Source organism: Bacteroidetes bacterium SB0662_bin_6, from assembly GCA_009839485.1.
GTDB lineage: Bacteria > Bacteroidota > Rhodothermia > Rhodothermales > VXPQ01 > VXPQ01.
Genome location: VXPQ01000014.1, coordinates 20,612 through 42,689, shown reverse-complemented (window position 1 = coordinate 42,689; position 22,078 = coordinate 20,612). Strand labels below are relative to the sequence as shown.

Annotated in this window: 14 protein-coding genes; 7 read left to right on the top strand and 7 right to left on the bottom strand. The window is 55.5% G+C overall.

Annotation, left to right across the window (positions count from 1 at the left end; genetic code table 11):
- Positions 1–15 precede the first annotated feature (15 nt).
- Together F4Y00_01920 and F4Y00_01915 are read left to right on the top strand one after the other, a co-directional pair.
- Positions 16–999 (top strand): hypothetical protein, encoded by a 984-nt coding sequence (locus tag F4Y00_01920; GenBank protein ID MYE03721.1) that lies wholly within the window; start codon positions 16–18, stop codon positions 997–999.
- A 140-nt stretch (positions 1,000–1,139) separates the two neighbouring features.
- Positions 1,140–2,945: a DUF262 domain-containing protein gene (locus F4Y00_01915; GenBank protein ID MYE03720.1), complete on the top strand. Its 1,806-nt coding sequence runs from the start codon at positions 1,140–1,142 to the stop codon at positions 2,943–2,945.
- 940 nt (positions 2,946–3,885) lie between these two features.
- On the opposite strand, the gene F4Y00_01910 is transcribed toward F4Y00_01915, so the two are convergent.
- The 4 genes from F4Y00_01910 to F4Y00_01895 form a co-directional block, all read right to left on the bottom strand.
- Positions 3,886–5,280 carry a hypothetical protein gene (locus F4Y00_01910; GenBank protein ID MYE03719.1) on the bottom strand — a complete coding sequence of 465 codons (1,395 nt, stop codon included), beginning with the start codon at positions 5,278–5,280 and terminating at the stop codon, positions 3,886–3,888.
- A gap of 109 nt (positions 5,281–5,389) precedes the next feature.
- Positions 5,390–5,878 carry a hypothetical protein gene (locus F4Y00_01905; GenBank protein MYE03718.1) on the bottom strand — a complete coding sequence of 163 codons (489 nt, stop codon included), beginning with the start codon at positions 5,876–5,878 and terminating at the stop codon, positions 5,390–5,392.
- Between the two features lie 21 nt (positions 5,879–5,899).
- Positions 5,900–7,159, bottom strand: coding sequence for an ImmA/IrrE family metallo-endopeptidase (locus tag F4Y00_01900; GenBank protein ID MYE03717.1), 1,260 nt, complete (start codon positions 7,157–7,159; stop codon positions 5,900–5,902).
- A gap of 68 nt (positions 7,160–7,227) precedes the next feature.
- Entirely contained in the window at positions 7,228–7,488 is a 261-nt protein-coding gene (locus tag F4Y00_01895; GenBank protein MYE03716.1) for a thermonuclease family protein, read from the bottom strand.
- Positions 7,489–7,931: 443 nt separating this feature from the next.
- Here F4Y00_01895 and ggt point away from each other — a divergent pair, with 443 nt between their 5' ends.
- Positions 7,932–9,611, top strand: a complete 1,680-nt coding sequence (ggt, locus tag F4Y00_01890) for a gamma-glutamyltransferase (protein MYE03715.1) — start codon at positions 7,932–7,934, stop codon at positions 9,609–9,611.
- Positions 9,612–9,632: 21 nt separating this feature from the next.
- On the opposite strand, the gene F4Y00_01885 is transcribed toward ggt, so the two are convergent.
- Together F4Y00_01885 and F4Y00_01880 are read right to left on the bottom strand one after the other, a co-directional pair.
- Positions 9,633–11,078 (bottom strand): T9SS type A sorting domain-containing protein, encoded by a 1,446-nt coding sequence (locus tag F4Y00_01885; GenBank protein MYE03714.1) that lies wholly within the window; start codon positions 11,076–11,078, stop codon positions 9,633–9,635.
- Entirely contained in the window at positions 11,075–12,277 is a 1,203-nt protein-coding gene (locus tag F4Y00_01880; protein MYE03713.1) for an ATP-binding protein, read from the bottom strand. The genes F4Y00_01885 and F4Y00_01880 overlap by 4 nt, the downstream gene beginning before the upstream one ends.
- 375 nt (positions 12,278–12,652) lie before the next feature.
- On the opposite strand from F4Y00_01880, the gene F4Y00_01875 reads away from it, so the two are divergent.
- From F4Y00_01875 to F4Y00_01865, 3 genes are all read left to right on the top strand, one after another.
- Positions 12,653–13,615, top strand: coding sequence for a hypothetical protein (locus F4Y00_01875; GenBank protein ID MYE03712.1), 963 nt, complete (start codon positions 12,653–12,655; stop codon positions 13,613–13,615).
- A 79-nt stretch (positions 13,616–13,694) separates the two neighbouring features.
- Positions 13,695–15,464, top strand: a complete 1,770-nt coding sequence (locus F4Y00_01870) for a hypothetical protein (protein ID MYE03711.1) — start codon at positions 13,695–13,697, stop codon at positions 15,462–15,464.
- A gap of 673 nt (positions 15,465–16,137) precedes the next feature.
- Positions 16,138–16,995: a hypothetical protein gene (locus F4Y00_01865; GenBank protein ID MYE03710.1), complete on the top strand. Its 858-nt coding sequence runs from the start codon at positions 16,138–16,140 to the stop codon at positions 16,993–16,995.
- Between the two features lie 21 nt (positions 16,996–17,016).
- On the opposite strand, the gene F4Y00_01860 is transcribed toward F4Y00_01865, so the two are convergent.
- Positions 17,017–19,713: a carbohydrate-binding protein gene (locus tag F4Y00_01860; protein MYE03709.1), complete on the bottom strand. Its 2,697-nt coding sequence runs from the start codon at positions 19,711–19,713 to the stop codon at positions 17,017–17,019.
- 335 nt (positions 19,714–20,048) lie between these two features.
- Between F4Y00_01860 and F4Y00_01855 the strand changes: the two genes are divergently transcribed.
- Positions 20,049–22,061: a glycoside hydrolase family 3 protein gene (locus tag F4Y00_01855; protein MYE03708.1), complete on the top strand. Its 2,013-nt coding sequence runs from the start codon at positions 20,049–20,051 to the stop codon at positions 22,059–22,061.
- Positions 22,062–22,078: the final 17 nt, after the last annotated feature.

Here is a 22,078-nt window from a genome sequence, read left to right as displayed (position 1 = left end):
CTAACCTGCCTCTGCATGTCCCGGATTCGTTTGTTGTCCCGCGAGGATGTCCGGCAAGCGCTGGATATGCCCACCGCCATTGCGCGCATGGGAGAAGCCTATGCCGCCCTGTCCGGCGGACGAGCCACGGTACCCGTACGCCAGAGCCTGCCCATCCCTGAACACAAGGGGCAGGTCCTGATTATGCCGGCCTGGTTGCCGCACACCGGGTTGGTCAGTGTTAAAATCGTCTCGGCGTATCCGGAGAATCGGGGCCGAAAGTTACCCTTCATCCAGGGCCTCGTGGTGGTGCTGGATGCTGAGGAGGGCCGCCCCCTCGCCATCATGAATGGCGAATATCTTACGGCGCTGCGGACTGGAGCCGGAGCGGGACTGGCCACGGATTTGCTCGCAAGAAAGGATGCCGGGGTGACGGCTGTTTTTGGCCCCGGCGTGCAGGGGCAGACGCAACTGGAAGCCGTATGCGCGGTGCGCGACATCCGGCGTACGTACGTTTTCGGAAGGACCCCCGAAAAAACCGGGGCGTTCGCCCGCGAAATGACGGCGCTGCTGAACCATGAGGTGCTCCCGGCGACCGAGCCGGGTCAACTGCGCGAGGCGGATATCGTATGCACCGCCACCTCGTCACGCACCCCGGTGTTTGCGCACGCGGATCTGGCCCCCGGCGTCCACATCAACGGCGTGGGCTCTTTTCGCCCCGATATGGCCGAAATTCCTGCAGAAACGATACAGGCGGCAAAAATCGTCGTGGATCAGCGCGCAGCCTGTCTGGCCGAAGCGGGGGACATTATACAGGCCCTGAACCGGAAACTCATCGACGAAAACCATATCTACAGCGAGATAGGCGAGATCGTCTCAGGAGATATGCCGGGGCGAACCTCGCCGGACGAAATCACCCTGTTCAAATCAGTGGGAAATGCTGCGCAGGACCTGGCGGCTGCCGCGCATATAGCCAAGGAGGCGGAGAAGCGCGGTTTGGGGATGGAGGTGGAGGTGTAGGGGAAAGCTCGCGTTTGAGCTGGATTTGTGCTGCATCGTCAGTTAATTGACAATCGAGCTCCGACTGCGTATTCTATTGCGCCAACCGCTATGCGAGGCGGCAGGCACCCGATGTGATAGTACTCTTAAAGACTGGCTGTATGGACACTAGTATTCTGACACCTAAAGGTTTATTTGGAAAGGATATTCGATACACAGTTCCCGATTTCCAGCGACGGTATGTGTGGACGCAAGAGGACCAATGGGAACCACTTTGGGAAGATACACGCAACACCGCCGAAGATTATCTGGAGAAATTAGGTGAGTCGAACGACAAGGAGAAGGAAATTCCGGCTGAGCAGAAAACCGCCCGCCACTTCCTGGGTGCCGTTGTCGTTCAACAAGTTAATACGGCAACCAAAGATATAGAGCGACGTGAAGTCATAGATGGCCAGCAAAGGCTTACGACGCTCCAACTCTTGCTGGATGCAATTCAGTATGTCTGTGAAAATCATGATGTGCGGGGCGTGGCAACACGTCTCTCCAAACTTGTTACCAACGATCAAGACTTGGTGAAAGATGATGATGAAATATTCAAGCTATGGCCAACAACGAGTGACAGAGAGGCGTTCAGGCGTACCATGCACAACGGTTTGGCAACCGATGGCCACGAAAATTCCCGTATCGTGCAGGCACATGAGTACTTCCAATTACAGGCAAAAGAATGGATCGGCTCAAACCCCGAGTCAATTCAAGGCCGTGCGGAAGCACTTGAGACAGCAGTAACCAAGATGCTTCAGATGGTGGTGATTGATTTGGGGTCTCAGGATGACCCGCACATTATCTTTGAGACTCTGAACGCGCGTGGCACACCTCTGTTGGAGTCCGACCTCATCAAGAACTACGTCACATCCAAAGCTGGACAAACTGTTCAGGATGACATCTGGGGGGATCTTGACGACGATTGGTGGCGAAAAGAACTCAGGCAAGGGCGCCTGATCAGACCGCGTATCGATGCCCTTCTCGACTATTGGCTAGAGATGGATACGAAAGATGACGTCACCGCTGGCAGAGTCTTCAACGTGTTCAAGAAAGTCGCAGACAGTCGGCAAATCGCAGATATTATGTCAGCTGTCAAAGCTGATCTGTCAAACTATCGCCGCTACGAGGAGGGACCTCGCAAGCCGATAGAAGAGGTGTTTCACTATCGAGCAAGCGTCATGCAGATGGGTGCATTTACCCCAGCGCTTCTAACCATTTTATCCAGGCCAGATAAAGCTCGCTTCGGAGCCTTGCAGGCGCTCGAAAGTTTTCTTGTTAGACGAATGGTGTGCCGGAATACTACCAAGGACTACAACAGGCTGTCGCTTGACCTTGTCCGCGCACTGCTGGACAAATGTGGGCCGGAGAGTGCCGATAAGGCAGTTGTCGGATTTCTAAGAGATCAGGAGGCAGATTCCAGGCGGTGGCCGACTGACGAAGACTTGGAAAATTCCCTCTGCACTTTGCCACTTTACCGACTCCTGACGAGGGGCAGACTAAGGTTGGTTCTGGAGGGAATCGAGCAAAAGTACCGCGAAAATCATTTTGCCGAAGAAACCGATGTGCCAAAATATCTGACCATAGAACATGTGCTCCCTCAGAGTTGGGAAACACATTGGCCGCTTCCGAATGGCGTTGATGAACTCGAAGCAAAACAAAAACGAAACTCACTAATCGACACAATTGGCAATCTCACGCTGATCTCAGGCCGTCTGAATTCGTCAGCAAAAAATGCGCCTTGGGAACGTAAGCGGGAAACGCTGGAAAAACACAGCGTTTTTTTCCTGAACCGGGTACTATTGGCCGAATCAAAGGATACTACTTGGGACGAGCAATTCATTGAGGCCCGCAGCAAGAAAATGGCTGAGATGGTGGCTGAGGTCTGGCCGGGACCAGATTCCTCCGCTTGGAATAGAGATTCATAGTCGCCGGACAGGTAGTAGGGTTAGGAATCTTCGCATAATTGTGTAACCGAATTTCATGTTTCGATCAGTACTCTGTCGCGATAGAGTATGACGAACCGGTTGAGTATGGCCTTCCAGTCTCGTATCGGTCAAAAACCCATGTAGAAACGTCTGATGTCTCTCCGTGAACTCGGTCAGGTTAACTACCTCCTGATCCAAGTAAACTATGTCCACCTTTGAATATTCACACTGTTTACAGGACAAGCCCCATCGACCTCTATTTGTCCGGCGAGGGAACATCAACTACAATGACTATATTGCGAACGCAATATCTTGATTCTTTTCTTGTAATTGTCTACATTTGGTCTATATGTACTGCCTCCATTGGCGATTGTAACCTTCGACACAGCCAGAAGTTACGGCCGACAAAACAACTAACTATGCCGCTCGAAACTGTAAATCCAAATAGCCAAGCTGTACGTGTCCACGCAAATTATGCTTGGTCTGAGAGCATTAAGTGGCATGTTATCCAAGGAATAATCCCGGGGACTCGTGCATACAGGGTGATTGCTGAGGGACTGCGTAACCACAAGCCATATTACTTGCTACTGAAAAAACACAGTGAATATACTTTTCTGGCAAGTATTATGATGCTATCAGAGTACGGTGAGGTGACACCTATAGAGTTATGGATAGATATAGGGGACATGGGCGGTTTTGCCTCTGTCTTGGAGCACCTATATCGGAATGCCCCTTGGTCAATTGCAAACACGGATTGGCCAATACTTTGGCGCCGTGCAAGCAGACAAACCTCTGATCACTCGCGTAGGTACGTGACGATTGATGATTTCATATAAAAAGCAAGGTCAAACAGTCTGTATGCGAGTAGAGTTGGTTTCATTTGATTGGGGACACTCTGGTGAAATATCGAGAAATGAAAATCATAACCAAGGTTTCCATCCTAAGTTGTCTCGATAAAACGACGCGCTTTTTCCTCATTTTCTGCGAGTGTAATAAATGTCCAAGAACCGAGGGGATGCCAATCAGGTACGTAGCTATCCAATTTCCCGTTTGGAAGAAGCCAATGGTGTGCTGCACCAGGCAGTGCCTTTGGGGCAATAGGATGTTTGGCTCGGTGGTTGTGATATACATCCAGGCCTTCAGTCCATGTCTCGGAGTGACCGGGCGTATTCACGACATGCCTAAATGGACGGGGCTCTGCCGTATTCCGATTATGGTTATAAGAGAATCCTTCGCGGACAAGGATCACTTTTTGAGACCCGAAACCAGCCACTATCCCCATGCGATTGAATTTCGAGATCGTACCGCTATTGTTGAACAGTACTGCGCTTACATTCTCTGCGCCTGGTAAATCGAAAAATCCTGAAGGAATAATCTTCTCACCGCGTTGATGCTTCGTCAACCTTCGGGGTGTGATTTTCAGATTTCCTGTGCTCTCATAATGCCAATCGTAATCGAACCCATAGAGATATACCGGCAAGGCCGAACGCGTAAAGACCATTGAACCAAGTTCTGCAAAGTCCTGAATAGCGAATAAAAGGGGCTTTCCTGAAACATTTCGCCTCTTCCAATACTCCTTTTTAAGCTTTGAAGTCAACGGACTTCCAAACTTGATCGGCATATATTCGCGAAGAAAATTGTGGAGTTCCTCTGGGGTGTTCCGAGACGGTGGTGGCACAATCGCTCCGGCCTCGTCCAAGGTCGGATTTGTAGTCAGTGCTTCGACCGTAAATTCTCTGGAAATGCCGACACATGTAAAATCGGGAACGGCATAATCCCTCTTGATATGGTAGCCCATCTCCACGAGCGTCGCAAAGATGTATAATTCCCAAAGTCGGGCGTTGAAGCCAATGGTCTGGAATTGCTCAACGAAGTTGCCGTCAGCATCTTCATACCAATGCATCATAGACTCAATGACACCGCGGGCTGGCGAAAATTCCTCCTGTTTGGATAACTTTATAAAATCCTCGCTGTATTGCTTGGATGGCCCGAGTGGAGCAAAAAAATCTACTGGCGTTCCAGCTTCATCGCCTTGGTAGTATTCCTCGTCGGGCGCCATGGACAAGCGCTCCATCTCCCTTCGCAATGCTACCTCGGAGCGACGTTTCGAGGGGCAGAAATCCTTTGTTTGCCCAATGCATCGAAAGCGGCCTTTCCGATCACGTCCCAGAACTATTCCGCCGAAGTCGTTATCTATTCGATCTCGGATGACGACACCCAGAACACGCTCCCGACCATGTTCGAACCACCCGAGTTCTTCTGCGATCTGACCGGCCAGCGGTTTGCGGCAGTAACCAGCCAAGATGTTGAAACGATCTTGAGAAATTGGGCGCATTGCTCCTTGTCTGTGAAATGCCTTCTATTAGCGAGGATTATCTTTGGAGATAAGCGGTCTTCAGGGTTCTATAATCGCTCCGTCTTGCACATCACGCCTGCCTCAATGTTCACAAATCGGCAAACGAATCGAATTTCATCCTGAATCGATTCTTTTCAAGGTAAGCCTTGGCCTCGTCGGCCTGCTCGACAGTAATAATCCCGGCTCTGATTGCCCGCAACAATATCTCTGGTGTGGTCAAAATCCGGTGCTCGCCGATACGTTCGCGGGCAATGCGAAGAAACAGGCCGCGCTCATCCGAAGCCAATAACCACCCCCGGTACTCGGCCGTTGCAAGACAGGCCGCTTCTCCGACACCCATCACTTCCGTCAAATCGGCGAAGATGCGTAACTCGCTCGGATCGGCGCCTTTCTGCTTTTGAAGCAGGCTAGCGTCAAACGCATCGGAGAGCAATGTTTGCTGATCTGGACGAGTGATTTCTTTATGCACTGCATCCGCTACAACAAAACGGTAACCGGAAATGGCACCCAGTATGTCTACCCGGTTCAGAAGAAGGAAATTGATAAGAACGCTGGCATCGACTGCAACGGTATGCATCTCCCCCCTCTGCCGTAAACTTCAGCATTCCCCGCGCATCACGTCGACAGGTTCGATTTCGCCTAAACCGGCTTTCTCCAGCAGCGCATCCGCATCGCGTTCGGGAGCTGCCAACTGGACGAGTTCCCGGAGTTTGCTCCGGGTAATTGCCTCGCGCCGCAGCGCCTCGATTCCCAGCGAGAGAAACCGCGAGTGAAATTGATTCCTTGCAGTCTTATGATCTGGTTCGGGAAGACCAAGAATCTCACTTATAACGCGGCCACGACCAACCTTATCCTCAGCAGCCAATCTCGTTCGCTCGCTCTCGTCAATTATGCGAAGGCCTTTCAGGCGATACAGCATCGCGGTGCGGCTCACGTTAAAATGATGGGCCAGTCGAACAAGATCATGCATTTGAATATCCTGGCTCCCCGGTTCCATACGCCCCTCCACATGCAGGGCAGACTCCCCATCATATACATCCATTTGGCCCCGGCTGGGGCGACCCTTGGCGAGGCCGTGCACGAAGGATCGGACAGCGTTCTGAGGCATCAGAAAAGAAGCGGCGAATGCATTGGCTCGCACTTCGTTGAGATTGGATCGGTCGCTCGAACGACTCAGCATGCCGCGGATTTCCCGATCAAGAAGCACATGAGCGTATTCGTGCGCACACGAAAAGCGCCTGCGCAAGACATGGTGCTGCCGATTAACCGCAACCAGCATGCCATGTCTGGCATCGATCAAAGTCAATCCGGATATATCGTCGGGCAAGTCCACCTGTGCAGTGCGGATACCCTGGCCCTCAAGAAGATCGACTACATCCGGCAGCGGAGCATCCCCAAGATTGAGGCGGTGGCGCTCCTTCGCTGCTACGAGCGATCCTTGCTGAACCGCATCCCATTTGGAATCCGGCGGAGGAACCGGATAGATCGGAATGGTAGCTAGCCCACGATCCAGACCAAGGCGACGTTCCAGATTGGTGATCTCACGCCCAAGGGTGACGCATTGGCGCAACGAATCCAGGACCTCTGTATCTGCCGAAACACCCGATTGCCGCCGAAAAAGCGCCATGACTGCCTCGCCCTCCGGATAATCCTCTTCGAGAAAGTCTTGAAGGTTCCGCCCATAGAGATGCGCGAGCCGATGAAGTTCCAGGCTCGACACCCCGCGCCGGCCCTGCTCCATTTGAGAAATGGTCGCACGGGAAATTTCGAGGTGGTCGGCCACCTCTTCCTGGGTCATCTGACAAGCTTCACGCGCTGCGCGGATTCGGCGGGCGAGCTCGCCTTGCGTGATAGCCACAGTTAATAGGTTTAGGCTTGGTGGGTTTGCAAGTTCCTACCGATCGTGGGCTGCTTCGTTCCATCACTTTAGCGACTGTACTGCTTCATGATTGCATTGACATGAGTACTGCCAACCCAAACATGCGCTACGCGACGCCCGTAAACATCGTGTGCATTCGTCTGAATAGTGACGTACTTGTTCAAAACAAGACGCGTAAGCGCATTCTTCGCTGCCGCATACCCGGGTGCCCCTCGTTCGGGGGTATTGACATTGGCAAGCCGGACTCGGGGATGACCACTAGATGTTTCAAAGGTATCCCCATCGATAACGTTGGTAACGTATTCCATAATTGCTTCCTCCTGGTTGACGAACTCGGCATGACCAATTCTCTTTTCTCATCCCGTGCTCAATTACATGGCCCGGATACTGTATCCGGACCGTACATGTGAATGATACAAAACAAAACATAAAATGTCAAATAATGGATTATATGAATTATTTCACGTCAAACGCGCCTGCCCAGACGTATCCCATCTCCCACCAATCCACCGCCACGAATGCGCCATTCCGCCCCCCTGCCTATATTGGCGGCATCACGCCATTCAGATCGAACCCGATGAACGGTAACCGGACCATGCCTTCGTTTCAGTCTCTGTGCTTCCGCATGGGGAGGCGCCTGTTTGCAACCGCGCTGGCTGCGACCCTCCTGTGGATAGCCGGATGCACGCGTCCGTCCGTACCCATCGCTCCTGTTGAAGCGCCCGCCACGCCGGTCGAATCGCGGCACGGCATGGTCGTTTCCGCGAAGATCAAGGCTTCCGAGGCGGGTGTCGAGGTGCTCCGGCAAGGCGGCAATGCAGTGGATGCAGCGGTGGCCACCGGGTTTGCGCTGGCGGTTACCTACCCTCCGGCGGGCAACCTCGGCGGCGGCGGTTTCATGGTGATCCGTTTCGCGGACGGGGACAAGGTTGGAGAATCAGGGAGCGGAGCGGGACATGGCGGGGGTGAAGCAGGACAATCTCCCACCCCGGCGGTAACCACCATCGACTACCGCGAGAAGGCGCCCGCCGCGGCCCACCGGGACATGTATCTCGACAACGAGGGACAGGCCATTCCCCAACTTAGCCGACTGGGATACCTTGCCTCGGGCGTGCCGGGTTCTCCGGCGGGACTGGTCATGGCGCATGAGAAATATGGCCGTCTCTCCCTGGCGGAGGTGATGGCTCCGGCGATTCGCCTTGCGGAGGAAGGGTTTGTGTTGAGCCGGCGGGATGCGGGGGGACTGAATGCGCAGCGCGACGTCTTTGCACAGTTCGAGAGCACCGCAAAGTATTTCACGAAATCCGCTCCCGACCAGCGCTATGAAGCAGGGGAGCGCTTTGTGCAGCAGGACCTTGCGGAGGTCCTCCGGCGAATCCGGGACCGGGGTTGGGCCGGATTCTACGAAGGCGAGACCGCCGAACTGATCGCCGCAGAGATGGCGCGCGGCGGCGGATGGATCACGATGGAAGACCTTGCGGCCTACGAGGCCGTGGAGCGCGCCCCGCTTTCGGGTACGTACCGGAGCTACCGGTTCTTTGCGATGGCGCCCCCGTCTTCCGGAGGCGTGGCCCTGGCGCAATTGCTCAATGCCGTGGAGCCATACAACATGGCAGATATGGGCCATCATACGGCATCCGCGGCCCACCTGATGGGCGAAGCAATGCGGCGCGTCTACGCCGATCGGGCGCAGTGGCTGGGCGACCCCGATTATTTCGCGGTCCCGGCAGCCGCACTCATCCGGAAGGAATACATGCAGCAACGCATGGCAGGATTCGACCCCGACAGAGCGGATTCCAGTGCAGCCGTGGCGTACGGGGACCCGCTTGCCTTCGAATCGTCCGAAACCACACATTATTCCGTAGTCGACGCGGACGGGCAGGCCGTCAGCGTAACCACCACGATCAACGGCAGCTACGGATCGAAGGTGGTGATCGACGGCGCCGGCTTCTTCATGAACAACGAAATGGACGATTTCTCCGCCAAGCCGGGAGCGCCCAACATGTTCGGGCTGCTCGGATCGGAGGCCAACGCCATCGAACCGGGCAAGCGCATGTTATCGTCCATGACGCCCACCATCGTGGAGGATCCCTCGGGAGAACTGTTCATGGTGATCGGATCGCCCGGAGGAGGGCGTATCATCACGACGGTATTCGAGGTGATGCTGAACGTCATCGACCATGAAATGAACATTCAGGAGGCGGTAGCGGCTCCCCGGATTCACCACCAGTGGTTGCCGGATGTGTTGTTCTACGAGGCGCAGGCGCTTTCCGAAGACACCCGACACGGGCTGGAGCGCCGGGGCTGGACCCTGAATAACAACGGCGCATGGGGACGAGCGGACGGCATTGTGGTGCGCCGGGACGCGGAAGGCGTGTTGTACCGGGGCGGCGCCGACCCGAGAGGAGACGATGCGGCGGCGGGATATTGAGTCGCATCCCCCGCAGCCCGCTCACCGAAAAAGCACCACCTGGCCGGTTTGGGTGGAATATCCTGCGGACAGGCGGTAGAAATACACCCCGTTCGGCAATCCCTCCGCCTCGAAGCTCGCCTCGTACAAGCCCGCCGGCTGCATCGACGAAACCAGCACCTCCACTTCACGACCTGCCGCATCGTAGACCACCAATTCGATAGAGGAGGGGCGCTGTAATTCATATCCGATGCGCGTCGTGGCCCGGAATGGATTAGGATAGGCGCCCGTTAACGAGAAGCGCTCCGGCACTTCTGCCTCGTCTTCAATACCGGTTACGACCGAGCTGAATGAGAAGACCGTTCGGTCGCCACTGACCGGGTCAATCCGGACCAGCGCCACCATACCTTCTTCATACGCACCTATATAATACGGCACCACAAAATTGCCATCGGTCTCTATCGCAAGATCACTGGGCAGCGAAAAAATTGGGCCGCTTCCGGTGGTATCATCCGATACGATCATGCGATCACCACTGACCGGATCAATCCGCATCACTGCTTTTCGGCGCCCATCCAGCGCCACTATGCTGCCGTTGGACTCTACCACAAGGTCTATGACATGCAAAAGATTTGGGCCGCTCCCGGTAGTATCATCCGATATGATCATGCGATCACCGCTGACTGGATCGACCCGCATCAGTACCCTGTGACGTGGGCCCCGTTCAGACATATATGCCACCACCAGACTGCCATCAGCCTCTACCGCAAGTCCACGAGCCAACGAAAGAACCGGACCGCTGCCAGTAGTGTCATCCGACATGATCATGCGGTCGCCAGTGACCGGGTGGACCCGTACCAGCGCATCAGTATCCATTATTACCAGACTGCCATCGGCCTCTATCGCAAGATCACGAGGCCAATCAAAGAATGGACCGCTTCCGGTTCGGTAATTCGATACAACCATCTGATCGCCAGTAACCGGATCCACACGAACTACCCCGTAATGGTAAATATCTGTCATCACCAGACTACCATCGGCCTCAACTGCAAGCCCTATTGGCTCCGACAAACCCGGACCGCTGCCAGTAGTGTCATCCGACATGATCGTACGGTCGCCAGTGACCGGATCAATCCGAAATATCGACCCGGGGCCCGACCGGGAAGTAACTCCCATCAACAAACTCCCATCGTCTTCTACCGCAAGGCCGCGAGGAGACAAAAAGGCTGGGCCCGTACCAATGTTCTGCCCAAGGAGCGGGGTCGAAAGAAAATCTCCAGAGAAGAACAGGACCGCACAGGTTGAGCAAGTAAGGGCGACATACTTTGAACATAGAGCCCTTTTTGCCTTGGCAAGCAAGTAGATCATGATTCGTCCCCGCCATTGTAACCGAAACCGCTGATATTCCTTGATCCCGATGCCAGGTTTCAGGATGCAGGTCATGCGGGTAATAAATAGCAGCGCACCCGGAAATTCAATCCCCATCACCTCAAAAACCAGGGAAGCACCTGATAATCCCTTAAGGCGAAGCGCTCGCCCCCGCCGTGCACCAGCACGCCGCCGCGGTTAGGGTTTGCGGGAATAGATGTCCACCAGTCCAGCGTGCGCATGGCGTCGTGAGCAACCGTTTGCCCGGATTTAATCTCCATCGGGATCAGCCGGTCCCCGGCATCGATCAGAACATCGATCTCGTGGCCCGTGGCGTCTCGCCAGAAGAAAAGCGGAGCGTCCCGGCGCATAGCGGCGAACGCCTTTATCAGTTCCGCCACCACGAACGATTCGAAAATGGCCCCGCGCAACGGGTGCCGCTCCAGTGTAGCGCCGTCGCGAATACCGAGCAGGTAACAAATGAGGCCTGTGTCCAGAAAATGTAACCGGGGGCGCTTGCGCAAACGCTTACGATAGTTGATATGATGAGGCGGAAGCGTAGCCGCGAGATACCCGATTTCAAGAGCCGTGAGCCAACGCCGGGCAGTGGTTTGGGTAACACCCGCATCGCCAGCCAGACTGTTCAGATTCAACTCGGAGGCGGTCCGGGCTGCTGCGAGTCTCATGAACGTCTCAAAAGCCCGCAGGTCCGCAACGCGCAGGACTTCGCGCAAGTCGCGTTCGACATAGGTTCGAAAATAGTCCCCGAACCATTCGTTCGCGGCAATACCCCGATCATGCACCGGCGGATAGAAACCGGCGGCGAGCGTTTCCCAAAGGCCGTCGGCGGGCAACGATCCGGCGGGGCGACCTGTTGGCGCATCCCGGTCCAGCGTGAATGGATCCACAGGAGGCAGCCCTCGTATCTCGGCAAGCGAAAAAGGATACAAACGCAACAAGGCGGTTCGGCCCGCCAGCGTTTGCGACACCGACTCCATGAGCAGGATGTTTTGGGATCCGGTGACAATGAAACGACCGGGACGGTCGTCGTCGTCAACGAGTACCTGTATATAGGATAGCAGGTCGGGGACACGCTGAATCTCGTCGAGAATCATACGATCCCCCTGCGCCAGAAAGCCTCTCGGGTCCGACAGCGCGCGTTCGCGCACATCGGGCGCTTCGAGCGAGACATAGAGATGCCCCGGAAAAACAGCCCGAACAAGGGTCGTCTTGCCCGACTGTCGAGGCCCGGTAACGGTTACGACGGGCCAGCTTTCGGCAGCCTGCCTGAGTGCGGGAGTGAGGTGTCTGGCAATCATAGAGGCTAATATACCACACACATTGGATCATGTCAATTTCAATATTAAATAATGATGTTGACAATAATCATTGGAGGATTATATACAAAAGCTGCCAAAGGGCTTCGTAGTCGGTCTCTGTCCAACATGACGTGTACGTTGTTTGGAACGTGATTCCCCATTAGTCACAAAAAGTTTACTAATTAACTCTAAATAATCACGGAATGAGTACAACTATCTGTATATAATTAATGGTGAGGGCTGGGTCAACCCACAACGGAGCGAACGCGATAAACACCCCCACAAACCCACTTACCAGGACGACATACCCCGACGAGACGGCGCACGTATAGAATTATCCGGTCTTTGCGAACCCTTCCCAACCGGAACGCTACGATGACAAGAAAAGCATTGCTAACCCTGATTCTCGGGGTGATACTTTTCCTTGCACATCCCGCGCATGCGCAGTTCATCGGAGACCGCATGCGGATCACGACCGAAAACGGGGAGGAGCTCATTGGGCGAATGAAGGGGTACGATAGCCATTCCCTTACAATCTTTACAAACTCGACAGAACAAAGCATAGCATATGCCGATATGGTGCGGCTGCAAAGGAGCCTGGGGGTCCGCTCGTATTATAGAGAGGGCGCCAAGATGGGTTTAGGCGTTGCTGCGTTTTTAAGCATATCTGCTGCAGTAGCCCAGGGCGACCCCTTTGCGGCATTGATTGCAACAAGTCTTGGGGGAGGAGTGGGCGGTCTAACCGGCCTGATCGCCGGCGCGACGATCAGACGCGAGAGATGGAAACCTTTGGATATTCCCGATCAGGACGCTACATCCATTATGCCGGTTATTGGCGTCCATTCGACCAGTCGTTTGGCCTTTGCAAACCGCATGCGGATAACGACCGAACACGGAGAGAATCTCATGGGGCTAATGAAGGTGTACGATGCTTATTCCCTAACAATCTTTACAGACTCGACAGAAATAAGCATAGCGTATACCGATATGGCGCGGCTGCAAAGAAGCCTGGGCGTCCACTCGTATTTTTTAGAAGGTATCGTGGTCGGTTTAGCCGCTGGCGCACTTGTGGGCATTGTCTCCGTAGCCGGCGACAAAGAGAATACCGAAGAATATCACTCTTGGGGAGCTGCCTTGGGGGACGCTCTGGCGGATCTGTATGAGATAGGTGCTTGGACCACGGGGAGCGGCCTGCTTGGCCTGATCGTCGGTATAGCAATCAGAACAGAAAAATGGGAACTTCTGGAGATTCCCGGTCAGAGCGCCGCGTCTGTTACGCCGGTTATCGGCGTCCAGCCGAACGGTCGTTTGGCTCTGGGAGCCCGGATATCGTTCTGAAACACAAAATACTCCGACATGCCAGGGCACGTATAGAACTGCTCTGCTTTTGCGAACCCTTCCCAACCGGAACGCTACGATGACAAGAAAAGCATTGCTAACCCTGATTCTCGGGGTGATACTTTTCCTTGCACATCCCGCGCATGCGCAGTTCACTGGAGACCGCATGCGGATAACGACGGAAGATGGAGAGAAATTCATCGGGCAACTGAAGGGCTATAATGCCGATTCCCTGACAATCCTTACAAACTCGACAGAACTAAGTATAGCGTATGTCGATATGGTGCGGCTGCAAAGGAGTTTGGGCGTCCGGGCACATTACAGAGATGGCGCCATAATAGGTTTAGGTATGGGTGTTCATTACGGCGGCGCGATCAGAGATCAGGGGATACTGACAGGCTTTTGGGGAGGATTGGGCGGTCTAACCGGCATGCTTGTCGGCGCGATGATCAGACGGGAGAGATGGATGCCTTTGGATATTCCAAACCAGGGCGCCGCATTTCTAATGCCGGGCATTGGCGTTCGCACGCACGGTCTTTCGGCCCTGGAAAACCGCATGCGGATAACGACTAAAAACGGAGAGGAGTTTGTCGGGCAACTGAAAGGATACGAAAGCCATTCCCTGACAATCGTTACAGATTCCACCGAACAAAACGTAGCGCATGCCGACATGGCGCGGCTACAAAGGAGCTTGGGGATCCGCCGGCATCATAGAGGAGGCGCTATGATGGGGTTTTCAGCGGGTTTATTGTCTGGCGTGGTCGTCTCAGATGGGAGGCTGGCACTTGGCTTAGGAGTTCTGGGCGGTCTAACCGGCGCCATGGTCGGTAGGAAAATCAGGCGGGAAGGATGGAAGCGTTTGGATATCCCCGATCAGGACGCTGGACCTGTTATGCCGATTATTGGCATCCACCCGGCCGGTCTTTTGACCCTAGACGAACGCATGCGAATAACAACTAAAAGCGGAGATAAATTCATCGGGCAGCTGAAGGGCTATAATGCCTATTCTTTGACAATTTTCACAGACTCCACCGAACAAAACATAGCGCATGCCGATATGGCGCGGCTACAAAGAAGTTTAGGAAGCCGCTCGTATTATAGAGACGGCGCCATGATGGGTTTTACAGTTGGTTTGTTGTATGGCATAGGCACCTCAGGCGTGGGACTGGCGGTTGGTTTTGGGGGACTGGGTGGTCTAACCGGCGCCATGGTCGGCAGGGAAATCAGTCGGGAGAGATGGAAGCGTTTGGATATTCCCGATCAGGGCACTGCGTTTGTTATGCCGGCTATTGCCGATCAGGACACCGCGTCTTTCATGCCGGATATTCCCGATCAGGGCGCTGCATCTCTTATGCCGAATAGTGACCTCCATCCGCCCGGACTTTGGACTCTGGAAGACCGCATGCGGATAACGATGCAGCACGGAGGAGAAATCACCGGGCGGATGAACAGATACGATGCCGATTCCCTGACAATCCTTACAGACGCCGCAGAACTAAGCATAGCGTACGCCGACATGATGCGGCTGCAACGGAGCCTGGGGGTCCGTAGGTATCCGATAGAAGGCCTTGTCATCGGTTTAGGCGCCGGCTCGTTTTGGGGGATTCGTACAGCGTTAAACATTGAATGTCGTGACGAATCCTGTCTCGGCGCCGCTATTGCGACATGGTTTTCGATTGTGATTGGAAGCGGGGGAGGCGCCTTATTGGGCCTGATTGTCGGCGCAATAATCAGGACAGAGAAATGGGAACGTCTGGATATTCCCGGCCAGGGCACCGCGTCTGCTATACCGACTATCGGCGTCCATCCGGGTGGTCGTTTAGCCCTGGGGGCTCGGATATCGTTTTGAAAAATTCACAAGTTCGTAAAACACCCCCACAAACCCACTCACCAGGACGACATACTCCGACGCGACGGTGCACTCTTAGAATTTTCCGGCCTTTACGAACCCTTTCCAACCGGAACGCTACGATGCAAAGAAACGCATTGCTAAGCCTGACCCTTGGAGTGATTTTTTTCCTTGCACATCCCGCACATGCGCAATTCATCGGAGACCGCATGCGGATAAAGACGGAAGATGGAGGAAAATTCATCGGGCAACTGAAGAGCTATAATGCCGATTCTTTGACAATCCTTACAAATTCGATAGAACTAAGCATAGCGTATATCGATATGGTGCGGCTGCAAAGGAGTTTGGGAGGGCGAGCGCGTTATAAGAACAGGGCCATGGTTGGCTTGGGCGCTGGTATGGTTGTGGGACTTGTCGCGGCAGGAGACATCACGGGAGCCTCCAGCCAATTTGCGACGGTGGCTGGAGTAGGTCTTTTGGGGGGATGGGTGGTCTGGTCAACGCGGGAATCAGGCGAGAGAGATGGGAACGTGTGGATATTCCCGGTCAGAACACCCCATTGATTATGCCGGAAATCGGCATCCAGCCACCCGAGATCCCCGCTCAAGACAGTGTATCCGTTACGCCGGGTATCGGCGTCCAACCGCCCGGCCCTTTGGCCTTTGAAAACCGCGTGCGGATAACAACTGAAAACGGGGAGAAACTCATCGGGCACTTGAAGGAATACGATGCCGATTCCCTGACTCTCCTTACGGGCTTTACAGAACAAAGCATAGCGTATACCGACATGGCGCGGCTGCAAAGAAGCCTGGGAATTCGCTCGTATTCCAGAGATGCCGCCATGACGGGTCTTGCAGTTGGTGTGGGGGGTAGCATAGCCGTCGCAGCCATCCTGCAGGACGGCTGGGCGGCAATATTGGGGATAGGTTTTTTCACGCCGGCACTCGGCTTGGGTGGCATGATTTCAGGCAGAGCAATCCGGCGCGAGCGATGGAAGCGTCTGGATATTCCCGATCAGGATGCTGCGTTCGTTATGCCGGATACCGACGATCGCCCAGGCAGTCAGGTGACCCTGGAAAACCGCATGCGGGTCACGACAAAAAACGGAGAGAAACTCATCGGGCAAGTGAAAGGATATGATGCCGATTCCCTGACCATCCTTACAGACTCGAAAGAACAAAGTATAGCGTATACCGATATGGCGCGGTTGCATAGAAGTCTGGGAGTCCGCTCGCATGTTCTAAAAGGTACTTTGATCGGTTTAGGCGCCGGTATGATTGTGGGGATTAGTGGAGCAAGCAACATCGAGTGCAATAACGAATCTTGCGTCGGCGAGGCGATAGCTGCGACAGGGATATTTCTGCTTGGAAGCGGAGGAGGCACCTTATTGGGCGCACTCGTCGGCGTAGCAAACCGGACAGAAAGATGGAAGCGTGTGGATATTCCCGATCAGAGCGCCGTCTCCATTACGCCGGTTATCGGCGTCCATCCGGGCGGTCGTTTGGCCCTGGGAGCCCGGATATCGTTCTGAGCCGAAAGGCCCCGAACCTCCCTACTGTTCCGCCACAATCCAGTCGATGAAGCAGACCGGAAATGGCCTGCCCGGTTCGTCCGCCGCAAACACAAAATACAGGTCGGTCATACCGCTGGCCTCGTCAAGCACTACTTCATAGGTCTGGAGACTGGTTTCGTTCGGTATCGGCACTTCGAACGTGCCGAGGACCTCTCCGTCCAGGCCGCCAGCGCGCAGGTCCAGCCGCCCTCCCGTGGTCAACTCGGCTACGGTTCCGATCTGTGCAGTGAGCGACCGGATACCGGTAAGATCGATATCCCGGAAAACGAAATACCCCCCGTCATTCCCTATCAGGACATTTCCTGTGGCGTCTTCCCCGAACGCCTCTTCCGGCATGGGAAACGCCATGACCTCTTCGCCCTCGTCATAGTCTTCCGCCTGCAACCTCGCATGCCGCAGGGTTACGACACTCCGACCGGTGAGGCTGGGCATACCCGACGCCCCGTGATCGGTGTACGAAGCCGCCAGGAAATAGCGCCCTTCTTCCTCGTCCGCATCGTGCCGGTCGGTGACATACGTGCCCTGCAACGGGAGCTCCGCCTCCCGCACAGCTGCGCTCTCCAAACCAAGGATGAAGTCCGCCATGCGGTTCGCTTCTTCGGCAGCAACCTGCGGCTGCGGCGCCATCGCCCGATCCCCCCAGACACCCATGCCGCCATTAAGGATTTTATCCGTGAGATATTCGCGCGAAGCATCGTTGTCCGGGTACTTTTGGGCGATGGCCGCAAAGGACGGACCTATGGACTCATCCGTTCGGAGATGGCACGCCCCGCAGTTATGCCGTTCTATAAGGGCCTGTCCGATAAGCCCTGAAGCCTGTTCCAGCGCCGCCTGATGGCCCTGAGCCTGAACCGTCAGATCGCTGCCCTGCGCCAGGTAATCGATGGTAAAGGCAACCTCCTCGGCAGCAATCTCACCATCTTCCAGGTCGGTCACGACCACGTTATACTCGATGGCCCTGCCATCCCAGAAAAACGTGTGGTTGCCGGAAAGTTCGAGGCGCACCTCCGGTATGTCGTTGCCGACGAGAATGTCGATGATTTCCGTACCCGTTAAACCCTCGCTATCGGTGACGGTGAGCGTTACCGGGTAGGTCCCCGGCTCCTCAAACGAGTAAACGGCCTCCTCGCCGGATATGTCATCCTGGTCTCCCTCGCGGCGCCAGGACCAGGTGAAAGGATCGCCGTCCGGATCGAAAGAATCGGCGGCGGAAAGCGTCACGGTAAGGGGAGCCGCGCCGACAGGACGATCCGCCGAAATGCGCGCAATGGGCCCGCGGTTATGGACCGCATACTCGATGCGGAACAACCGGGCGTCCGGATTATGCCCGTACCAGGTCTGGCCGTATTCGAGCATGTAGAGCGCCCCATCGGGGCCGAAGAGCATATCCATGGGGCGACTGAACTCGGTCGTCGGCATGAACCGCTCCATGTCCACATAGTCTCCGTCCTCATTCATCGTGACGACATTGATCCAGTTACGCATCCAGTCGTAGATAAACAGTTTCCCGTCGTAATAGCGCGGAAATTTGCGATCGGAACCGGCATAATCGTCATAATAATAGACGGGACCTGCCATGGCGTTGCGTCCGCCGTCCCCTGCGACCGGAAATTCCTCGGATGCCTCGTAAGGATACCAGATAAAGGCCGGTTGCGCCGGCGGAAGAAGCTCCGCTCCCGTGTTATTCGGGGAATCGTTTACGGGAGCGGCCGGGTCGAAAGGCTCGCCTGCCACCTCCGCCTCGAAATCGTAATCGTGGTACGCCTTGTTATTTCCGATGAAATGCGGCCAGCCGAAGTTACCCGCCTGCCGTGCCTGATTCACTTCGTCATGCCCCATGGGCCCCCTTGTGGCGGATGAATCGCCCGCATCAGGCCCCACCTCGCCCCAGTACAGATACCCTGTCCGGGCGTCGATATCGATCCGGAAGGGATTTCGGTTTCCCATTACGTAAATCTCGGGCCGCCCCCTCGTTGGATCGTCCGCAAAGAGATTGTCTTCCGGAATGCGGTAGGCGCCGTCGTCTTCCGGAGTAATCCGCAATATCTTCCCGCGCAGGTCCATGGTGTTGCCGGCAGATCCCTGTGCGTCCCAAGCCTTGCGGCCCTCGCGTTCGTCAATGGGATTAAATCCGTCCGAGGCAAACGGATTGGTGTTGTCCCCTATCGACACGAACAGATTGCCTTCGGGACCGAATTCCAGCGAACCGCCTACGTGACAGCACTCGTCGCGCTGAACGGGAATCTCCAGCAGGACCCGCTCGGACTCCATGTCGAGTCGGGAATCTTCAAGCACGAAACGGGCCACCCGTATCACAGCCTCGTCCGGAGCGGAATACGTAAAATAGACCCAATGATTGTCTGCGTAATCGGGATCGAGGGCTACGCCGAGCAGCCCTTCTTCAAACTCTATGAACACATCCAGTTCGGCGATCGTCTCGGTCAGGCCCGTCTGCGGATCATGGATATTCACTTCGCCGCGCCGCTGCACGAAAAGGATGCGGCCGTCATCGAGCAGTTCCAGTTCCATGGGCTCGTAGAGCACTTCGTCGAACACGACTTTCGTGAATCGTTCGGGAGCCGGCGGCTCGGACGAGTCCGCGCGATTTCCGGGATCGGCGCATCCTGCGAGAAAAGCGATCCATGCCAGCGCCGATATGGTTGTTCTGTTACGCATTGCGCCAAAACCGGGATTTTGCAAAAGAGAAGGGATTCGTAAAGACCGGACAGCGCGTTGCCTGTCCTGTCGTATGAACCGGGTGCCGCTTGCGCGCGACGTGCGCGCATAAGAATACGCACCGGATACCTGACGGTCAAGAATACACCCCGGAATCCGGCCTGTGCATTGAGCAGCCCGCGCCACAGAAGCCAAGGGATACTCTGATTAAGTCCGCAAAGCTCAGAGGCTGAGAGGGGTGGTTTTGATCAGAGTATCCCTATGTTTGTATTTGCCGCGAAATGGAAGCATATTCATGCGGTGCATAAACACTTCGCCCGCATGAAAAAACCGGTATGAAAAAACTTTTCAAAATCCTGGGGTGGATCCTGGCGGTCCTCCTTCTTCTCGTGGTCGGCCTGATTCTGGGATTTCGGGGCTACTACTCGCTCCAGTCCTCCGGCAATTTGTCGGAGGCCGGACCGGAGGCGTCCGTTATCACCGAAGCGGGGCATGCCTTCCGCGATCTCAACAAAAACGGACAACTCGATCCGTACGAGGATAGCCGACTGCCCGTCGAGACACGTGTAGAGAATCTGCTGGGACAGATGACTGTCGCGGAAAAAGCCGGATTGATGTTCCACGGGATGATCGTGATGAAGAACAACGGCGACCTGGCGGAACGACCCGGTCCCGGCAACCCCTTCTCCTTCATGATCCCCATTAACTCGGAGTTGGTGGCAGGCCGTCTGATGAACCATTTCAATCTGATGCAACCGGGTTCTCCCCAATTGACGGCAATCTGGCACAACAACCTTCAAAAATTGGCTGAGCGGACGCGCCTGGGTATTCCCGTCACGATTTCCTCCGACCCTCGGCACGGATTCGGGCAGAATCCTGCCGCCGCCATGTCCGCCTCGGCATTCTCCCAATGGCCCGAACCGGCAGGCCTTGCCGCCACACGGGATACCGCGCTGGTCCGCCAGTTCGGCGAGATCGCCCGGCAGGAATACCGCGCAATAGGCATTCGCACGGCCCTCCATCCCATGGCCGATCTGGCCACGGAACCGCGCTGGGGGCGGGTCGGCGGCACCTTCGGCGAAGATGCGGATCTGGCCAGCCGGATGGTCTACGCCTACATCAAGGGATTTCAAGGGGATACGCTCAGCGCCGAAAGCGTCGCCACGATGGCGAAACACTTCCCCGGCGGAGGACCGCAAGCAGACGGCGAAGACGCCCACTTCGACCATGGAAAGGAACAGGTCTATCCCGGCGGACAATTCGACTACCACCTGATTCCTTTCGAGCAGGGCGTGCTGGCAGCCCACACGGCGCAGATCATGCCGTATTACAGTATCCCTGTGGGCCAAACGAGCGAGGAAACGGGGTTTCCGTTCAACAAGGAGATCATCGATATCCTGCGCGACCGGTACGGATTCGAGGGGGTGATCTGTACGGACTGGAGCATTCTTACCGACAAAGGCCCGTTCGGTATGACCATCCTTCACGCGCCGGCGTGGGGAGTCGAGCATCTGTCTCCCGGAGAACGCTTGCTGAAAGCCCTGAACGCAGGCGTCGATCAGTTCGGCGGAGAGTGGATACCGGATAGTCTTGTCGGGCTTGTCGAAAGCGGGCAGCTCCCGGAAACCCGGCTGGACGATTCCGCCCGCCGCATCTTGAAAGACAAGTTCACGCTTGGTCTTTTTGACGACCCGTACATAGATCCTGACACGGCCGAAGAAATCGTCGGGCGGGCGGATTTCAGGGAAGCGGGTCTGCTTGCTCAGCGCAAGGCGATCGTACTGCTGAAGAACGCCGAAACGGGAGGCATGCCCGCGCTCCCTCTCGGGGACAGACCCAACCTGTACATCGAAAACATGGATCCGGCGGCGGCAGCAAACTATGGAAACGTGGTGTCCACCCCGGATTCCGCCGACTACGCGATTCTGCGGCTCAGCACCCCGTACCAACCCCGCTCGGGAAGTCTTCTGGAAAGTTTCTTCCACCAGGGAGACCTGGATTTCAAAAGCCCGGAAAAAGAACGCCTTCTCGGCATTCTCGATACCGTACCCACCATCGTGGACATGTACATGGAGCGGCCCGCGGTCATTCCTGAAATCGCCGAACGAAGCGTCGGCTTGCTGGCCAACTTCGGCGCAGAAGACGATGCCGTACTGGACGTGATTTTCGGAGGTTTCAACCCCACAGGGAAATTGCCCTTCGAGATGCCTTCGTCCATGGAAGCCGTGCGCAACCAGCATGAAGACGTACCCTACGATTCCGAAAATCCGCTTTTTCCCTTTGGGCACGGGCTGAGTTACGCCGCCGACTCTACCGCCGCCATGGAAACGGAGGCCCAGGAACTATAGGATACTCTGATTAAGCA